This window comes from Pedobacter sp. MR2016-24 (assembly GCF_026239655.1).
Lineage (GTDB): Bacteria > Bacteroidota > Bacteroidia > Sphingobacteriales > Sphingobacteriaceae > Pedobacter.
The window spans coordinates 101,316-118,579 of record NZ_JAPIVO010000006.1 but is presented as its reverse complement, the minus strand read 5'-3'; the positions used below and the strand labels follow the sequence as shown (position 1 = coordinate 118,579).

The following is a 17,264-nucleotide window of genomic DNA, read 5'->3' as shown; positions in this document are numbered from 1 at the left end:
TCTTAAAATTAAATACCTATGGTAATGTTTAAACCGAAAGTCCGGGTAGATGGAAACTGTGCACTTTCAAAACCGGCAGAAATCTCTCCTTCTGCACCCAGCGTCCCGAATTCGGGATCGAAAGCCGGCCATTTGGTGAACATAAAGAGATCACGACCGTAAGCACCTATTGTAGCACGTTGTAAACCGAGACGTTTGACCAGTTTCGGCCCAAAACTATAATCTAACCTGGCTTCTCTGAATTTGATAAAATCTGTACTGAATACATTTGATTCTACGTTATCGCGTACAAAATGTGCTTTATAATAGGCTGCAATATTAGGTGCCACAACAGTATTCGGACTATATGATCCATCTGCGTTTAACACCACACCGTCACCAATAATTCCATTATAACGGCCTGGTAGCGTAGTTTTCAGTTTTCCTTCTTCAGACAAAACAGCATTCGTCAGCGAGTAGGCTTTTGCACCAAACTGTGCATCAAATAATAAGTTCAGATTAAAGTGTTTATAGCTAATATTGGTACCCATACTTGTCTTGAAGCGGGCGGTAGAGTTACCTAAATATTTGGTGGTCTGATCCAAAACAGGATAACCTCCGGAATAAACGATTTTTCCATCCGGCGATCTCAGATAACCTAATCCGTAAATATCGCCCATACCTCCGCCTACTCTGGCTTCAATTGTACCACGTGGGCCAGACGCTAATATAAGTGAGCTGGCACTGTCGGTAAGGGATACTACTTTATTTTTATTAGCAGAGAAAGTTGCATAGAAATTCATATTTAGGCCCGACTTCGTTTTAATAGGCGTACCATTAACGGCGATCTCCAGCCCCCTGTTTACTACTTCCCCGGCATTTACCACCATAGAATTATATCCTGTAGACCTGTCTATCGGAGAAGTAAAAATCTGGTTGAAGGTGCTGTTATTATAAACTGCTACATCAAATGAAAGCCTGTTATTGAACATTTTCATTTCCATACCCAGTTCTACGGAATTTGTACGCAGTGGCTTCAGATCCTCGTTTGGAATTACAGTTGGATTGGCCAGACTCCCGGGAAATTGCGTGGAATTATAGGCATATGCTGTAGTATAAGGGACAGTACCTCCACCTACGCTGGCAGCAGAAGCCCTAAGTTTTAAATAAGAAATATAATCCGGCAGTTTTAGTTTTTCTGATAAAATAGCACTGAAAGATACCGAGGGATAAAAGAAAGAGGAGTTCCTGGTTGACGTTGGTGATGCCAATGAACTTGACCAGTCATTCCGCATGCTCACATCCATATATAAAAAGCGATCGTAACTTAAAGATCCCAGGGCGTATAAACTGTTTAAAGCCAAACGACTTTTATAGGGCAATGCAATCAGCGCATTTTTTGAATTGGCAAAGGTAAATACATCAGGATACAACAATTGATCAGCCCGTGTTTCGTCGCGCTGATACCTGTTCTGCATCTGGCTTCCTCCTGCTGTAATGCTGAAATCAAATTTATCCAGGAACTCATCATTGTACCTCAATAAGAAGTCGCTGTTAATTTCCTGGCTGAAAATATTAGTCGTGCGGTACATCCCGTTTACATACTTGTTGGTATTAAAGGGGCGTTGCTGTGACCTCGCATCATAGGAAAGATCCATAGAGGTTCTCACCATCAGGCTCAGATTTTTCAGGAAATTATAGGTAGCACTCACATTACCGACCACATTATTACGGTTGGATTTGTTCAGCATTTCATTTGCAATCAGGTACGGGTTATCCAGCAAGCTACTAAACGGCCTGTTTTGTGCAATTCCTTCCTGACCAGGCAACCAGTAATCCTTAAACCAATCCATGTTCATATTAGGTGTAAGGCCCCTGATGAAGTACATGATCGATTGATTATTATAACCTGTAGAAGGCAGGTTGTCTGAATATTTGTTGGTATAATTTACTTTTGAAGCGATCTGTAACTTATCATTCACTTTATGCGTTAGCGATAGCGCCACAGTATTACGTGTAAAACCGGTATTCGGAATAATCCATTCATTTGTCAGATTGGTCACCGATAAACGTGCAGTTGTTTTGTCATTTCCCCCGTCCAAAGCCACACTATTTAAAAATGTCATTCCCGTTTGAAAGAAATCTTTATGATTATCAGGATAAGGTACCCACGGCAAACGTTCTGCACTGGTAGTGCGGGTTACAGGATCGTATTGGTAATAAGACTGTCCGTCAAATTTTGGTCCCCATGCAGAGCTGGTACTTCTTGTACTTGCCCCATCTGCAGTCGCCAGGTAAGAATAATAAAGATCCTGTCCGGCATCACCCTGTCCGTATTCATACTGATAATCCGGCCAGCGGGAAATCGTTTCTATAGAAGTATTGGAATTAATGGATATCCCTAACCCCCTGTTCAGTTTGCCCGATTTAGTGGTAATAATAACAGCACCATTTCCACCTCTCGAGCCATATAATGCTGTAGCCGCCGGTCCTTTCAATACGGATACTGACTCGATATCATCCGGGTTAATATCTGCAAGACTGTTCCCGAAATCTGCCGGGGAATCTGCTGATAGATAAGCATTACTACCTGTTCCTGTTGATCTTCCGCTGCTGGAACTGGTGATCATTCCGTCGATAACGATCAAGGCCTCACTATTGCCACCCAGCGCATTCTCACCGCGGAGGATGATTTTGTTTGATCCTGCTGGTCCCCCGCCTGATTTGATCAGGTTCAATCCAGCCACTTTACCTGTCAGCGCATTTGTCCAGTTATTAGATACTGCATTAGTCAAGTCTTCCGTTTTTAACGTTGATACGGAATAACCCAAAGCCCGCTCTTCTCTTTTGATACCCAATGCAGTAACAATTACTTCATTTAGTTCTTCGCTGGATTCCTTCAGTATCACCTGGTAGTTTGACTGCTCCGTGATCAGTACTGAATATTGCTGGAACCCGATCATCCTGACAATCAGTTGATCACCCGCTGCTGCCTGTAAGGTGAAAGCACCGTTTTGATCTGTGGTAACTACTCTTTTTTTGTCTTTTTCTGCATAGACACTTGCACCAGGCAAGGCTTGTCCGGCAGCATCAGTAACTCTTCCGGTAATGGTTTTCTGAACTATTGTTTTGCGCTTCAGCACTACTGTATTGTTAATCAGCTCGTAAGTAAGTGGCTGGTTCTTGAAGCAGGCGTTTAATGCCTGCGCCAGTGATACTCCGTTTACATTAACGGTAACAGGACCTGCATCTGCGATCATCTGGTTATTGAATAAAAATTTATAGCCGGATTGCGCTTTGATCTTATTCAATACCGTTTCCATAGCAACATTCGTTTCATGGAGATTAATTTGCTGTGCTCTTGCCACCGCATTTACCTGTAGGGTAAGTACCAGCAAGAATAAAAACGTGAGTTTCATGACGCTGGCAAATCTGCCGGACATGTTGTTTGTAAAATTCATCTTATAGGTTGTGGGATTGGTGTATAAAAAATATGATTTGAGGTGTGTTATAATTTATGTTGTGTCTTACGATTTAAGGTTTGATAGTTACTTTATCATTCTCAATTTTAAAGTGCATTGTACCGGTCATTTCCAGCATCTTCAGCACTTCTGAAACATATTTATATTTGGAGATCGCCCCGGTATAAGTAAGGCCTTTTTGCTGACGCTGATCAGTAACAGTAACTCCGTACCATCTGGATAACTTTCTGGAAATAGCCGGCATATCTTCATCATCGAAAATAAACTGACCATTTTTCCAGGCCATTGCCTGTTCTATATTGGCTGCTTTGACTTTAAAGTGATTGGTGTTGCCTAATATTCCATCCTGTCCCGGCTTCAGCATTTGCTGACCATTACTATTGGTTAGTTTTACCGATCCTTCCAATAAAGTGGTCCTGATTACGGGCTCATCTGCATAAGCCATAATGTTAAAGTGGGTACCGAGCACTTCAACCTGCATTTTATTGAGCTTTACGCTAAAAGGCATTTTCGTATTTTTCGCCACTTCAAAATAGGCTTCACCAGTCAATATAACCTCTCTCTTATTGCCTGTAAAACGGGCAGGGAATTGTAAAGTGGACGCTGCATTCATCCATACCTTACTGCCATCAGGAAGTGTTAGGGTATACTGACCTCCCTGAGGAACAAGGAGTGTATTTATCGCTGCCGGAGTGTTATCCGAATCGTCATTATTTTCATCATAAACCAGCTCATCGGCGGCAGTTTTAATAACCTGTGTTTCGCCCTGAACAGCCAGTGCCCCACTTTTCGCCTCCGTCAGATCTATTTTTCTGCCATCAGCCAGGATGAGCACCGCTTTGTTTTTACCGGGAGCGTGATCGGTGGCCACAGCTGATGCAGATTTCGCTAATTGCGGACTGCTCTTTTTAAAAGTGTTGAAATAAAGACCGGCGACAGAAAGGCATAAGATGACAGAGGCAGCAATAGCCAATGACTTCCAAAGCCTTATTTTTTTACCAGCAATCGATTTATAGTCCGCATTTTCCAGATCGGCTGCTGGAAAGCTTAGTTTTAACTTACCGATTTTATGCCATGCTGCCTGGTGTTTTTCCGAGGTCCATTCCTCCGCAGGCTGCGCATTCATTTTAGCTGCGGCTTCCTTCATACAGGCTGCAACATATTCCTGATCAATATCCATAGCGAGGTAAAGCACAATGAGCTTCTCTTCCTGCTCTGTACAGTGACCCAAAAAATATTTTACAAGTGTATCTTCACCTGGTCTTTCCATATATTTTAACCTTTATATAGGAGATGCCATGAAACAGAGAGGACAACTAGGCGGAAAAGAAACTTGATGTTAAGCTAACCTTATCTTAACATTGGCGCCGGTTTAGCCGCCTAAAATGGTAGCTGAAGTGATGACAAGCACCATAGACAATGCTTCGGGATATTCCTGAAATTCTTTTCTCAGAAACTTTAAAGAGGTAGTAATATGATTATTTACGGTATGGACGGAGAGTCCTTTTTGCCGGGCAATCTGTTTCTGACTTAAGCCTTCTTCCCTGCTTAACAAAAAGATCTCTCTCTGTTTTGCCGGAAGTTTAGCCAGAGCGGCTTCATACTTTGCCTGCAATTCCCTTACAGAAAACTCAGGATGATCTATCGTACCCAGGTTTTGCAGCGGAACGGATTCCAGTTCTGCTGTAACCAATAGCTTCTTCCGGTAATGTCTGGATACCTGATTGCGCAACATGCCATACAGGTAATCCTCAAAATCAATGATCGTATCTATTTTTGACTGATAGTTCCAGATGTTGAGCATCACATTTAGTGAAAGCTCTTCTGCATCCTCCATATTTTTCAGCGATTTGAAAGAGAAGGAAATAAGTTTGGGAAGATAGTAGTCGAATATTTTTTTAAATGCCCGCTCATCTCCATTTACCCATTCGTCAATATATTGCCTGGTTAATTTATCCATCTCACAACCGGTATTTTTACAAAAGTACTAAGCCAATGTTAAGTGAATGTTATTTCACAAAATTGCTGCTATTCAGTACCAAACATTTATGTTTATACTTTAATAAGATCCTATGAGTAACCTTTCTGTTTTCAATTCGTTAAAAAGGATATCAAAAGCTTACAGCGATGTACTTATGCCGATTCCTGAAGATATTTTTCAGACTACGCCTCCTATAGGCGGATGGTCATACAGTGAAGTCTATGCACACATTTTTGATGCAAGTTTACTCTCTTTGTTACCGCTCGAAGAATGTATAAAAGGTATAGGTAAAGAGAAACCTACAGCTTTTATAGTTAAGGTTATTCTTTTTTTCGGCAGTTTGCCTCCTGCCAGATATAAAGTCCCGCCAATACTCGCAAATCGTGTAAAGAAGATAAGCAAGTCAGAAGCTGAAGATTTCATCAATAGATTTTTAACGCAACTTGAAACAGCTTACAGTGGCATAGAAGAGGCTTCAGATAAGATCAAGAATAAACATCCCAATTTAGGTTACCTGAATGCCGCTCAATGGCTCCGCTTTATAGAGATTCATTTAAAACATCACCTGAAACAATTAAAGCGGATTGAGAAGAGTTTTTAATTTCACATCTTTGCGCGGATGAAAATACCAGGATTAAAAGGTTTTGATGAGGATGCATTCAACAAGTATTTCAAAAATACAGGTTGGCTGATGTTCGGCAAAATCCTGAGCATGGTTGTGGGATTCGTCATTGGCCGTTACCTGGGCCCCTCTTCTTTTGGTGAACTGAGTTTTGCAGATGCCTTCACGATGATCGTTGCTGCGGTAGGCGCACTGGGGCTGGATAGCTTTATTATCAGGGAAATTATCAACGAACCGCTAAAAAAAGACGAGATACTGGGTACTTCGCTGGGTTTACGACTGGGGGTCAATGCATTACTGATCCCTTTAACGGTAGGGATTTACTGGCTTTTTCATCATTATGCGGAGAAACCGGGCGATTCACTGACCTGGGTAGTATTCATCCTGACTTTCGCCTCGTTTTTTAAATCTTTTAATATCATTGATTCCTATTTCCAGTCGCAGGTCTCTTCCAAATATGTGGTGCAGGTACAGAATGTATGTATTATCATCTCGGCAGTAGTTAAAATACTGCTGGTCGCATTTCAAATGCCGCTGATTTATTTTGCAATTGCATTGAGTTTTGACAGCCTGATCCTGGCAGCAGGACTGGTATACATGTATCATAAAAGAGGCTTCAACGTATGGAACTGGACCTTTAATAAAAAACGAGCGGCCGGTTTATTAAAACAGTCTTTCCCGCTGATTTTATCTGCCATCATGGTATCCGTTTATATGAAGATTGATCAGGTGATGCTGAAAAGTGTGGGCAGTATTGAAGTGGGGATCTACAGTGCCGCCGCAAAACTGAGCGAAGCCTGGTTTTTTATTCCTGTAGCCATTGTTTCATCAGTGTTTCCCGCAATTATCCATGCACGCAAGACTGATCCGGACCGTTATCTCAAAAGATTAAAAAACCTGTACGATTTACTGGTATTCATCAGTCTGCCGGTTGCCATATTGATCAGCTTTTTTGCAAATGACATCATTCATCTGCTCTACGGCAATAAATTCGAGGGCGCCGGACAAATGCTGTCTGTTCATATCTGGTCTGGCATTTTTGTATTCCTCGGCAGTGCCAGTTCACAATACCTGCTGGCAGAAGGTTATACCATGATTTCATTTCAGCGGACTGCCACCGGTGCGTTGGTGAATATCTTATTGAACTTATGGCTAATCCCTCTTTACGGAGGGCTTGGCGCATCAATTGCTACTTTAATTGCCTGTATTGTCAGCACTTTTTATCTGTTATTTACAACCAGAACAAGACAACAGGGAATCATGATGTTAAAATCATTATTTTTGATCACCATTTTTCAAAAAATACTTAAACGTTGAATAAACTCAAAGCACTCGCAACCCTACTAAAAAAGCCAGACAGACTGAAGGCGCTATTATCTTACGGACACAAAGGATACCTGGCCAAGATTGGCTGGTTCAATTCCTTTGATAGTCAGCAGGCAGTCGATGGCAATAACGATCCCTTACCCTGGGTAACTTATTCGTTCATTGATTTTATCAAACCGCGCTTAACAAAAGAACTGACTATTTTTGAATATGGCTCGGGTAATTCTACGCTATTTTATGCGAAAAATGTAAGCAGGGTAGTTTCCGTAGAACATGATGAGGCATGGTATAACAAAATTGTTAAAAGTAAGCCGCAGAATTCGGAAATGATCTTCTGTAAACTGGAACGCGGCGGTGAGTACGCCCAAAAAGCTGCGTCACTGGGTGAAAAATTTGATATTATTATTGTTGATGGCCGGGATCGTGTGAACTGTTGTCTGAATAGTCTGGAAGCCTTAAAACCCGGCGGTGTAGTGGTACTTGATGATGCACACCGTAAATATTATGATGAAGGCAGAGCCTTTCTTAGAAATGCAGGCTACAAGGAATTGCCTTTTACAGGCATTGCACCGGGATTGTTCTATCTGAAGTCTACCACAGTATTTTATAAAGCAGAGAACTGTTTACAAATTTAAATCAGGCCAGCATGTTAAGTGAAGATGTAAAATCTGCCTACGACAATTTTTATACGCAAAACGATACGACCTGGCGTATGCTGGGGGCAAAAGCCAAAGCGCAGAATATTGTAAATGTTTGCAAAGGATTAAAACCCGCTAAAGTGCTTGAAGTAGGTGCTGGTGATGGCAGTATCCTCCATTTCCTGAATGAGTGGAATTTTGGTGAGGAACTTTATGCTTTGGAAATTGCGGCATCTGGGGTGGAGCTGATCAGTAGCCGTGGACTATCGCGTTTAAAAGAAGCAAAACCATTTGATGGTTATCAAATTCCTTATGCAGATGATACTTTTGACCTGGTTATCCTGGCACATGTGCTGGAGCATGTTGAACATGAAAGGATATTGATCAGAGAACTCAAAAGGATTGCTAAAAACATAGTAATTGAGGTGCCGCTGGATTATAGGTTTGGTGTGGATAAACGCATGAAACATTTTCTTGATTACGGTCACATCAATATGTATACTCCGACTTCTCTGCGTTTTCTGTTGCAGAGCGAAGGACTGGAAATTGTTGCTGATCAGGTATCATTAACGCCGGCAGAAACAACCAAATTCAATGAGTTTGTCAACAAAAAAAGTCCTAAATCTTTCTCGAAGATCCTGAAAATTGAGCTGGAATACAGAATTAAGAGTACTCTTGGAAAAATATTAGGGATTAAAAAACAAGAGCAGTTCGCAAATGCTTATACTGTTTTAACAAAAAAATCAAGTCAGACCCTGCAAATCTTCTAATATGCAAAACTTCGCTCCTATTGCCCTTTTTGTTTACAACAGGCCGAAACATACGGAACGCACGCTTAAATTTCTGAAACAGAATGAGCTTGCCGCAGAGAGTCGCCTGTTCATCTTTTCCGATGGGGCAAAATCAGCAGAAGATGAAGCGAATGTGCAGGAAGTACGCGAACTGCTGAAGAATATTGATGGCTTCAAATCTGTTGAAATCATTGAAAGAAAAGAGAATATGGGTCTGGCCAATGCTGTTATTGCGGGGGTGAGCCGACTGGTAAAAGATTATAAACAAGTGATTGTCTTTGAAGACGACCTGGTGTCGTCACCCTATACGCTGACTTATTTTAACGAAGCACTAAACCGCTATAGGAATGAAGAGCGTGTAATGCATATTGGCGCATATATGTACCAGCTGAAAGAAAACAACCTGCCCGAGTCTTTTTTTTACAGGGCAGCAACCAGCTGGGGATGGGCAACATGGGACAGGGCATGGCAACATTTTAATCCCGATATCAATCAGCTGATTGCACAATTTGATGCAAAAAAGCGAAGTGCCTTTTCCATTGAACACACCATGAATTTCTGGAAACAGATGCAGGATTTTAAAAGAGGAAAAAACAATTCCTGGGCAATCCGCTGGTATGCGTCCATATTTTTAAAAGGAGGACTTACCCTTAACCCTTCCCATTCCTTAGTCAACAATATAGGTCATGATGGTACTGGTGTGCATTCCGGTATCAATGATATCTATAATGTCATTATTAATCCTAAACCCATCACCCGCTTTCCTGACGAGATCAAAGAGAATCTTCTTGCCTATGAGGCTATAAAAGGATTCCTCAGCACCAGGAAAGGGAGCTTATGGCAAAGGATAAAAAGATACCTAACCGAAAAACTGAAATAACTATTTTGGCTTTACAGCTTCTAAAATAATATAGGGAGAAAGTTGCCTGGAATTGAAGGCAAATACTTTAGTAAATAACTTCCCTGCCAGCCAGACAGACTTCTTGAATAACCGTACTCCTGCCGGTTTTTGTTTTTCATTTTCCAGCCATAAGCTGAAATAGCCGAAATATTTTGCCTGTTTAACTTTCAGTCCGGCCGATTGACAAATCCCCGCCAGCAAGTCCGGATCCATACAACTGATATTATGCTTATCATAATTATCCTTATCGAAGGACTTCTGGAACCATCCGTTCAGTGCTTTAAAATTGGGCAGTGTAATAAAAAGTGTTCCGCCCGGTTTTACAAAGTCGATATGGCGCTGTATAATATCTGCCGTATCATTAAAATGCTCTATCAAACCGCAGGAAAGTACCAGATCATATTGCTGCACCTCCTTGTGGTTGAATAAATCCGTTTCAATAATATGGATATCACTTTCCTTTAAATTATTGGCTTGCAACAAGGAATTGGTAACCGGCTGATGAACAAAATAATCCAGTAAGGTCACATCCAGCTTAAAATACTTCTTTAAAAAGACAGCATAATAACCCGGAAAGCCACCCAGCTCTATCGCCGTTTTTACATTTTGTGTATTGATGATCGAAGCCAGCTCTTTGTGAAATAAATAGTTTGCCGGGATATTTACCGACAGTCCTGTTTTGCTTTCCCAGTAATTTACCCAGAATTGTCTGTCGGTTAATAGGTTATCCATATGTTATTCTTGCTTAAATATTCGTTTTACATTTCAACGGTCTATTCCCCGGTAAATTGGCCGGCAAAATTAATTTTGACGGTGAAAATACGTAAGAATTTGACAAACGATAACAATAATATGTAATTTAGTCCGGTTGAAAGTAGTCCACATAAATACATACGAAGGGAATGGAGGAGCCGGCAGAGCTTGCCTCCGGCTAAGTGACGCACTAAATGCGAGCGGGGCCGACTCGAGTGTAATGGTATATTACCAATTCAAAGAAAGTGATAAAGCATTAGCATTCAGTAAGTCGCCTTTTCAAAAAGCTAAAGCAGTTTTTAATATTCTTTCTGAAAGATATCTTGCCATGGGACTAACCAAAGCGTTAAAAACACCTTTTTCATTACAGTGGTTTGGCAGATCTATTAAAAAACATCCGAAACTAAAAGAGGCAGATATTATTCATTTACACTGGATCAACCATGGTTTTTTAAGGCCTGGTGATTTAGCTGAACTGGAAGAACTGGATAAACCTATTGTATGGACCTTTCATGACAGCAATGCTTTTACCGGTGGCTGCCATGTACGTTATGCCTGTGAGAATTTCCACAAACAGTGCGGGAACTGTCCCCTTTTAAAAATAAGCGGCAAGAATGATAGCTCACACATGAACTGGCTGAGCAAGAAAAAAGGTTATGCCAACCTTGGCTTCCATATCATTGCACCCAGCAACTGGATGGCGAAATCTATTAAATTCAGCAGTCTGATGGGCGCCCGGGAAGTAGCAGTAATCCCCAATACCATAGAAACAAACGTGTTTAAGCCCTATGTAAAATCAGAGGCAAAAAAGCTGCTGCAAATCCCCTCCGAAAAGTTTGTGCTGATGAGTGGATTCATGCCTTCAAAAAATGACAAGCATAAAGGCACATCCTACCTGATTGATGCACTGAATGACCTGGCCAGCCGTCCCGGAATTATCAAAGAAAATATTGAACTGCTGATATTCGGAAATAAAGACAATGCAGAAATGCCTGCATTTCCTTTCAAAACCACCTTTTTGGGCACGATAAATAATGATGCTCACCTTGCAAAATGTTATTCTGCTGCTGACGCATTTATTACCCCTTCTCTTGAAGACAATCTTCCGAACACGGTTATGGAGAGTCTGGCCTGCGCAACTCCTGTGGTGGCCTTTAAAACAGGTGGTATCCCGGACATGGTTACCCATCTGGTGAACGGTTATCTGGCAGATTATGAATCTTCAGAGGATCTGGCTACCGGAATGGAATGGTTATATCATGAGGAGAGTGCTGCAGAAATTCAAAAACAGGCAAGATTAAGTATTCTTACGCATTTTTCTGAAGAAGTTATTGCAGAGAAACATATGCGCTTATACCAATCCCTGATCAATTTACATCCCCATTAATTCTATCTTATTCTATGCAACCTAAGCTGAGCGTCATCACCATCGTTTATAATAATGTAAGGGATATTGAACGCACCATGCTTTCTGTATTGAATCAGACTTATCAAAACATAGAGTATATCATTATTGACGGTGCATCCAGTGATGGTACAAAAGATATTATCAATAAATACAAAGACAGGCTTGCACAGTTGGTATCTGAAAAAGATAAGGGCATTTATGATGCAATGAACAAAGGTTTAGCTTTAGCCAGCGGCGATTATGTTCTTTTTATGAATTCCGGCGATGAAATCTATGCGCTGGAAACAGTAGCAGCTATTTTCGCTACTGCTCCCAATGCTGATATCTATTACGGGGAAACAGAAATGTATAATGATGGCTGGGAGAGCCTGGGACAGAGAAGGCATCATGTACCTGAGCATTTCGACTGGCATAGTTTTAAACATGGCATGAGCATTAGTCACCAGGCATTTTATGTCAAAAGAGCTCTGGCCGAACCATACGATCTGCAGTATAAATTCAGTGCAGATATAGACTGGATCATCAGGGTATCAAAAAATGCCTCGAGCATTGTCAATACACACAGCTATGTGGCCAAGTACCTGGTTGGCGGCATCTCTAAACAAAAACACTTCGCCAGCTTAAAAGAGCGGTTCCGCATCTTTACTAAACATTATGGTTTTCTTCCGAATGTGGTCAATCATTTATGGATTGCAGCTAATCTTATCCGCTATTATATCCGGCATAAAAGAACGAATGATTAAGAGCTGATCTTTTAATGACAAACAATATTTTTACTGACCTGTTCATCATAGTAACATCTTAAAATTACTATTATGGGAAAATTAAGCAACCGTAACATTGCTGTATTAGCAGCAAACGGATTTGAAGAATCAGAATTAACAAGCCCGGTTCAAAGGTTAAAAGAAGAAGGCGCTACAGTACATATTATTTCTCTGGAGTCTGGAAAAATTCAGGGAATGAAACACGATCGTGAATGGACTGTTGAAATTGACGTAGATAAAGTAGTTACTGAGGCCAATGCTGATGATTATCAGGGATTACTCATTCCCGGTGGCGTACTGAATCCGGATTCCTTAAGAAAGGATGAAGATGCACTTGCTTTTGTGAAAGCATTTTTTGAGGCAGGAAAGCCTGTTGCAGCGATCTGTCATGGTCCGCAGGTACTGATTTCTGCTGAAGTAGTGAAAGGGCGTAACCTGACCTCTACAAAAACGATTAAAATAGATTTGGTAAACGCAGGTGCTGAATGGGAAGATTCAGAAGTAGTGGTAGACCAGGGACTGGTAACCAGTCGCAGTCCGGATGATCTGCCTGCATTTAATGATAAGATCGTAGAAGAATTTGCAGAAGGCGTACATGATGGCCAGCATGCATAAACTATTAAAAGCGCCCTTTAACGGGGCGTTTTTTTATTGAGCCGGATAATTAAAAGGCAATCCCGCCAAATACCGGCTCACCTTTCTGTAAGGATAATTCCCTGCTCCCTGCTGCGCAAAATGCACTATAATGGTATGCGTAAGCGGATCTATATATAACCTTTGTCCACGCATTCCTTCTGCCGCATAATCGCCGTTGATTCCCTGCTGAGGCACCCACCACAGATAATGCTGCGCAGATTTCTGCCAGCCTTTCGCAGTAGCAGGCTTTTCGTCTTTACCTAATTTTATGGAACGCCGAACCCAGTCTTCAGCAATTACCTGCTGACCTTTATATTTCCCGTTATTCAAGTATAAACGACCTATTTTAGCCAGATCTATGGCCGTGGACTGAAACCTGCTCGCAGTATTTGCTAATCCATTTTCATGATCCAGTCCCCAGCTTGAAGGATAAGCAGTACCAATTCTTTTCCAGATCATATCCTGAAAATAAACCGCAGCTTTTTTACCCGTTGCATTTTCGAGTGCCCAGGTCAATAAAAATGCATCTATACTTTTATACTTCCATACTGTTCCGGGCGCATTTGCCCGCTTCACCTGCAATAATTCTTTCCTGATGTCTTCCGTATAATAATACTTTCCCTCATCAGACAGAAATGCCTGGATGTATCCGCCATTGGTATCTTTAAATTCCAGTCCGGATTTCATCGTGAGCAGATCCATCAAGGTCACAGCTTTAAATGCAGGGTTCGCTTTTAATTCCGGCACATATTGAATTAAATGGTCATTCAGACTTTTAATACTTCCCTCTTCCAGTGCTTTGCCAACCATGATGCTCACCATTGTTTTAGCTACCGAAAAAAGAGTGGTTAAGGTAGTATCCGTATAACCTGGTGCAAAGTGCTGATAGATGATACTATCATTTCTGATGACCATGAAAAGATTACTTTTCCCCGCTTCCAGGTAGGCAGAAAAAGGTACTGAGTGATTTTTTCCATCAAACACATGCAAGGTATCGAGATCAGTCCTGTTACCCGCAATCCTTACAAAATGGAAAGGCGTATCAGCAGGTTGTACTAAAGTCTGTGGGAAAATCTTGTACGTTTCTGCATCCGGCACCTGGTAACGCAGAACCCTGATCAGCTCAGGTCTCCAGGTGAACAGAACGCAAAATACAAGTAAGATCAGCAATAAAAAAGCTGCTATCCCATATAAAAACTTTTTCAAGATTTATGGGTTAGTAGACCATAATCCTGCCTCTTTTACAAAAACCCTGCGGTTTAATTTGAGGTGGCCTACAACGAACTCTGCGAAGTCCTCTGGCTGCATTACCTTATCCGGATTACCATCAGTCAGGTTAAGGTCTTTCGCCATATCTGTGGCAATTGTGCTTGGCGTTAAAGAGCTTACCCTTATATTGTGTTTTCTTACTTCCTGCATCAGGGATTCAGAGAGTCCGATCAGACCAAATTTAGAAGCGCTATAGGCACTGGTTACTGCAGCGCCACGCTGACCAGCGGTAGAAGAGATATTAATGATATCACCGGTTTTTCTTTCCATCATTTCCGGTAATACAGCACGTGTTACATAATACACCCCAAAAAGATTGACCTTCACAATTTCCTCCCATCTGGCAGGTTCCAATTCCAGGAATGAACCAAATGTACTTGTACCCGCATTGTTGATCAGTATATCAATTACCCCTAAGCCGGATTTGATTTTCGCCACCGCATTATTTACATCGTCAATTGATGAAACATCTGCTGTAGCAACAGCAATGTTTACACCTGTATGTGCTAACTCTCCAGCCAGACTTTTTAAGTCTGCTTCCGTACGGGCAACAAGACCTAAGTTAACACCCTCTGCTGCAAGAGCAATAGCGAGCGCGCGACCGATTCCTTTACCTGCACCGGTAATCAATGCATTTTTTCCTTTTAGTGACTCCATAATAGCTTTGTATTGAGCTTCAAAATTAAGAAAAAGATCTGTCAGGAGACCTCCCCTAACGTCATATCGATTTCATTTCCATATCGTAAATCAGGACGTAATAGATTTTTAAGATTGGTTCAGCAAATGACCTCATAAAAATTCCAGGCAAAAATAAAGGCCTGTAAACTAATGCTTACAGGCCCGAATCTTATAGGATATAAAACCTACTAGAAGTTTTTACCTTTTATTTTACGTTCACCTTCAGTTAAGTAGATTTTACGTAAACGCATGCTCAATGGAGTAATTTCAATATACTCATCAGCCTGGATGTATTCCATCGCTTCCTCTAATGAGAATTTAATTGCAGGAGCAATACGGTTACTATCATCTGTACCAGAAGCACGCATGTTAGTTAACGCTTTTCCTTTCACGATGTTAACTACTAAGTCATTATCACGAATGTGCTCACCCATAATCTGACCTTCATAAACATCAACACCCGGATCAACGAAGAAACGACCACGATCTTGTAATTTATCAATTGAATAAGCAGTTGTACTACCTTTTTCCATTGATACAAGAACACCGTTCAACCTTCCGGGAATAGTTCCTTTCCAGGGCTCGTAAGCTTTGAAACGGTGAGCCATAATTGCTTCACCACCAGTTGCAGTTAATACGTTGTTTCTTAATCCGATGATACCACGTGCAGGAATTTCAAACTCTAAATGCTGAAGATCACCTTTTGGTTCCATGATCAGTAATTCACCTTTACGCTGAGTTACCAATTCAATTACTTTACCAGCAACTTCACCCGGTACATCAACAATCAGTGTTTCAACCGGCTCACATTTTTTACCATCAATTTCTTTAATGATAACCTGTGGCTGACCAACCTGAATTTCATATCCTTCGCGACGCATCGTCTCGATCAATACTGATAAATGGAGAATACCCCTTCCGTAAACCAGATAAGCATCTGGAGATGCAGTTTCCACTACTTTCAAGGCAAGATTTTTTTCCATCTCTTTGTATAAACGTTCTTTAATACGTTGAGAAGTAACAAATTTACCTTCTTTACCGAAGAATGGGGAGTTATTGATAGTGAACAGCATGTTCATTGTAGGCTCATCAATTTTGATAACCGGCAATTGCTCTGGTGCATCAAAATCAGAAATGGTATCACCGATATCAAATCCTTCAATACCTACTACAGCGCAGATATCACCTGATTTTACTTCTGTAACACGCATTTTTCCAAGACCTTCAAAAGTGTATAATTCTTTCACTCTCGATTTCACCATTTTACCATCACGTTTAATTAAAGTAACCGGCTGGTTTTCTTTAATAGACCCGCGGTGAACACGTCCAACTGCGATACGACCAACGAAAGATGAATAATCTAATGAAGTGATCTGCATTTGTAACGTTCCTTCCAACATTGGAGGAGCAGGAATGTTAGCCACAACGGCGTCTAACAATGGGAAAATATCTGTTGTTGGTTTTGTGTAATCAGTACTCATCCATCCTTGTTTAGATGAACCGTAGATTACAGGGAAATCCAACTGATCTTCTGTAGCCTCAAGATTGAAGAACAATTCAAAGATTTGTTCGTAAACCTCTTCAGGACGGCAGTTTTCTTTATCTACTTTATTAACAACAACGATCGGTTTCAGACCTAAAGCCAAAGCTTTTTGTGTTACGAAACGAGTTTGAGGCATTGCACCTTCAAAAGCATCACATAATAACAATACACCGTCAGCCATTTTCAATACACGCTCTACCTCACCACCGAAATCGGCGTGACCAGGTGTATCAATAATGTTAATTTTTACATCTTTGTACATTACTGAAACGTTTTTGGAAACGATGGTAATACCACGTTCTCTTTCCAAATCGTTATTATCAAGTATCAAATCACCTGTTTGCTCGTTGTCACGAAAAATAGAACAAGTGTGTAAAATCTTATCAACCAATGTAGTTTTACCGTGGTCAACGTGTGCTATAATAGCTATGTTTCTTATTTTTTGCATAAAATGCGCCCTAATTTTGGCGCAAAGATAACGTAAATAATTGAT

At 41.0% G+C, this 17,264-nt stretch carries 15 protein-coding genes; 8 read left to right on the top strand and 7 right to left on the bottom strand.

The window, feature by feature from the left end; genetic code table 11:
* Positions 1–8: 8 nt before the first annotated feature.
* The 3 genes from OQX62_RS16865 to OQX62_RS16855 all read right to left on the bottom strand — a co-directional run bounded on the left by OQX62_RS16865 (position 9) and on the right by OQX62_RS16855 (position 5,421).
* Positions 9–3,440 carry a SusC/RagA family TonB-linked outer membrane protein gene (locus OQX62_RS16865; RefSeq protein ID WP_265832789.1) on the bottom strand — a complete coding sequence of 1,144 codons (3,432 nt, stop codon included), beginning with the start codon at positions 3,438–3,440 and terminating at the stop codon, positions 9–11.
* A 73-nt stretch (positions 3,441–3,513) separates the two neighbouring features.
* The gene (locus OQX62_RS16860; protein WP_265832788.1) at positions 3,514–4,731 is read right to left on the bottom strand and encodes a FecR family protein; all 1,218 of its coding nucleotides are present in this window, start codon (positions 4,729–4,731) and stop codon (positions 3,514–3,516) included.
* A 102-nt stretch (positions 4,732–4,833) separates the two neighbouring features.
* Complete coding sequence (locus tag OQX62_RS16855) at positions 4,834–5,421, bottom strand: RNA polymerase sigma factor (RefSeq protein WP_265832787.1); 588 nt, start codon at positions 5,419–5,421, stop codon at positions 4,834–4,836.
* A gap of 112 nt (positions 5,422–5,533) precedes the next feature.
* On the opposite strand from OQX62_RS16855, the gene OQX62_RS16850 reads away from it, so the two are divergent.
* Genes OQX62_RS16850 through OQX62_RS16830 form a run of 5 tightly spaced genes read left to right on the top strand, consistent with a single transcriptional unit; the run spans position 5,534 to position 9,699 of the window.
* A complete protein-coding gene (locus tag OQX62_RS16850; RefSeq protein ID WP_265832786.1) occupies positions 5,534–6,043 on the top strand; it encodes a DinB family protein in 510 nt (169 codons plus the stop codon).
* An 18-nt stretch (positions 6,044–6,061) separates the two neighbouring features.
* Positions 6,062–7,381: a flippase gene (locus OQX62_RS16845; RefSeq protein WP_265832785.1), complete on the top strand. Its 1,320-nt coding sequence runs from the start codon at positions 6,062–6,064 to the stop codon at positions 7,379–7,381.
* Positions 7,378–8,025, top strand: coding sequence for a class I SAM-dependent methyltransferase (locus OQX62_RS16840; RefSeq protein WP_265832784.1), 648 nt, complete (start codon positions 7,378–7,380; stop codon positions 8,023–8,025). Before OQX62_RS16845 ends, OQX62_RS16840 begins: the two co-directional genes overlap by 4 nt.
* Before the next feature lie 11 nt (positions 8,026–8,036).
* A complete protein-coding gene (locus OQX62_RS16835) occupies positions 8,037–8,798 on the top strand; it encodes a class I SAM-dependent methyltransferase (protein WP_265832783.1) in 762 nt (253 codons plus the stop codon).
* 1 nt (position 8,799) lies between these two features.
* Positions 8,800–9,699: a glycosyltransferase gene (locus tag OQX62_RS16830; RefSeq protein ID WP_265832782.1), complete on the top strand. Its 900-nt coding sequence runs from the start codon at positions 8,800–8,802 to the stop codon at positions 9,697–9,699.
* Here OQX62_RS16830 and OQX62_RS16825 read toward each other — a convergent pair whose 3' ends face one another.
* A complete protein-coding gene (locus OQX62_RS16825) occupies positions 9,700–10,452 on the bottom strand; it encodes a class I SAM-dependent methyltransferase (RefSeq protein ID WP_265832781.1) in 753 nt (250 codons plus the stop codon).
* 136 nt (positions 10,453–10,588) lie between these two features.
* Here OQX62_RS16825 and OQX62_RS16820 point away from each other — a divergent pair, with 136 nt between their 5' ends.
* From OQX62_RS16820 to OQX62_RS16810, 3 genes are all read left to right on the top strand, one after another.
* Positions 10,589–11,860: a glycosyltransferase gene (locus OQX62_RS16820; protein WP_265832780.1), complete on the top strand. Its 1,272-nt coding sequence runs from the start codon at positions 10,589–10,591 to the stop codon at positions 11,858–11,860.
* 14 nt (positions 11,861–11,874) lie between these two features.
* A complete protein-coding gene (locus tag OQX62_RS16815) occupies positions 11,875–12,624 on the top strand; it encodes a glycosyltransferase family 2 protein (RefSeq protein ID WP_265832779.1) in 750 nt (249 codons plus the stop codon).
* A gap of 72 nt (positions 12,625–12,696) precedes the next feature.
* Complete coding sequence (locus OQX62_RS16810; protein ID WP_265832778.1) at positions 12,697–13,260, top strand: type 1 glutamine amidotransferase domain-containing protein; 564 nt, start codon at positions 12,697–12,699, stop codon at positions 13,258–13,260.
* A 33-nt stretch (positions 13,261–13,293) separates the two neighbouring features.
* Here OQX62_RS16810 and OQX62_RS16805 read toward each other — a convergent pair whose 3' ends face one another.
* The 3 genes from OQX62_RS16805 to typA all read right to left on the bottom strand — a co-directional run bounded on the left by OQX62_RS16805 (position 13,294) and on the right by typA (position 17,219).
* The gene (locus OQX62_RS16805; RefSeq protein WP_265832777.1) at positions 13,294–14,487 is read right to left on the bottom strand and encodes a serine hydrolase domain-containing protein; all 1,194 of its coding nucleotides are present in this window, start codon (positions 14,485–14,487) and stop codon (positions 13,294–13,296) included.
* A gap of 3 nt (positions 14,488–14,490) precedes the next feature.
* Positions 14,491–15,207 (bottom strand): 3-ketoacyl-ACP reductase, encoded by a 717-nt coding sequence (locus OQX62_RS16800; RefSeq protein WP_265832776.1) that lies wholly within the window; start codon positions 15,205–15,207, stop codon positions 14,491–14,493.
* A gap of 209 nt (positions 15,208–15,416) precedes the next feature.
* Positions 15,417–17,219, bottom strand: coding sequence for a translational GTPase TypA (gene typA / locus OQX62_RS16795; RefSeq protein ID WP_265832775.1), 1,803 nt, complete (start codon positions 17,217–17,219; stop codon positions 15,417–15,419).
* Between the last annotated feature and the right edge of the window lie 45 nt (positions 17,220–17,264).

Excerpts from the sequence above, each read along its gene's own strand:
- OQX62_RS16865 (WP_265832789.1), bottom strand. The coding sequence starts at position 3,440 with ATGAATTTTACAAACAACATGTCCGGCAGATTTGCCAGCGTCATGAAA.
- OQX62_RS16845 (WP_265832785.1), top strand. The coding sequence starts at position 6,062 with ATGAAAATACCAGGATTAAAAGGTTTTGATGAGGATGCATTCAACAAG.
- OQX62_RS16835 (WP_265832783.1), top strand. The coding sequence starts at position 8,037 with ATGTTAAGTGAAGATGTAAAATCTGCCTACGACAATTTTTATACGCAA.
- OQX62_RS16810 (WP_265832778.1), top strand. The coding sequence starts at position 12,697 with ATGGGAAAATTAAGCAACCGTAACATTGCTGTATTAGCAGCAAACGGA.
- OQX62_RS16850 (WP_265832786.1), top strand. The coding sequence starts at position 5,534 with ATGAGTAACCTTTCTGTTTTCAATTCGTTAAAAAGGATATCAAAAGCT.
- OQX62_RS16800 (WP_265832776.1), bottom strand. The coding sequence starts at position 15,207 with ATGGAGTCACTAAAAGGAAAAAATGCATTGATTACCGGTGCAGGTAAA.
- typA (WP_265832775.1), bottom strand. The coding sequence starts at position 17,219 with ATGCAAAAAATAAGAAACATAGCTATTATAGCACACGTTGACCACGGT.
- OQX62_RS16855 (WP_265832787.1), bottom strand. The coding sequence starts at position 5,421 with ATGGATAAATTAACCAGGCAATATATTGACGAATGGGTAAATGGAGAT.
- OQX62_RS16815 (WP_265832779.1), top strand. The coding sequence starts at position 11,875 with ATGCAACCTAAGCTGAGCGTCATCACCATCGTTTATAATAATGTAAGG.
- OQX62_RS16860 (WP_265832788.1), bottom strand. The coding sequence starts at position 4,731 with ATGGAAAGACCAGGTGAAGATACACTTGTAAAATATTTTTTGGGTCAC.
- OQX62_RS16825 (WP_265832781.1), bottom strand. The coding sequence starts at position 10,452 with ATGGATAACCTATTAACCGACAGACAATTCTGGGTAAATTACTGGGAA.
- OQX62_RS16830 (WP_265832782.1), top strand. The coding sequence starts at position 8,800 with ATGCAAAACTTCGCTCCTATTGCCCTTTTTGTTTACAACAGGCCGAAA.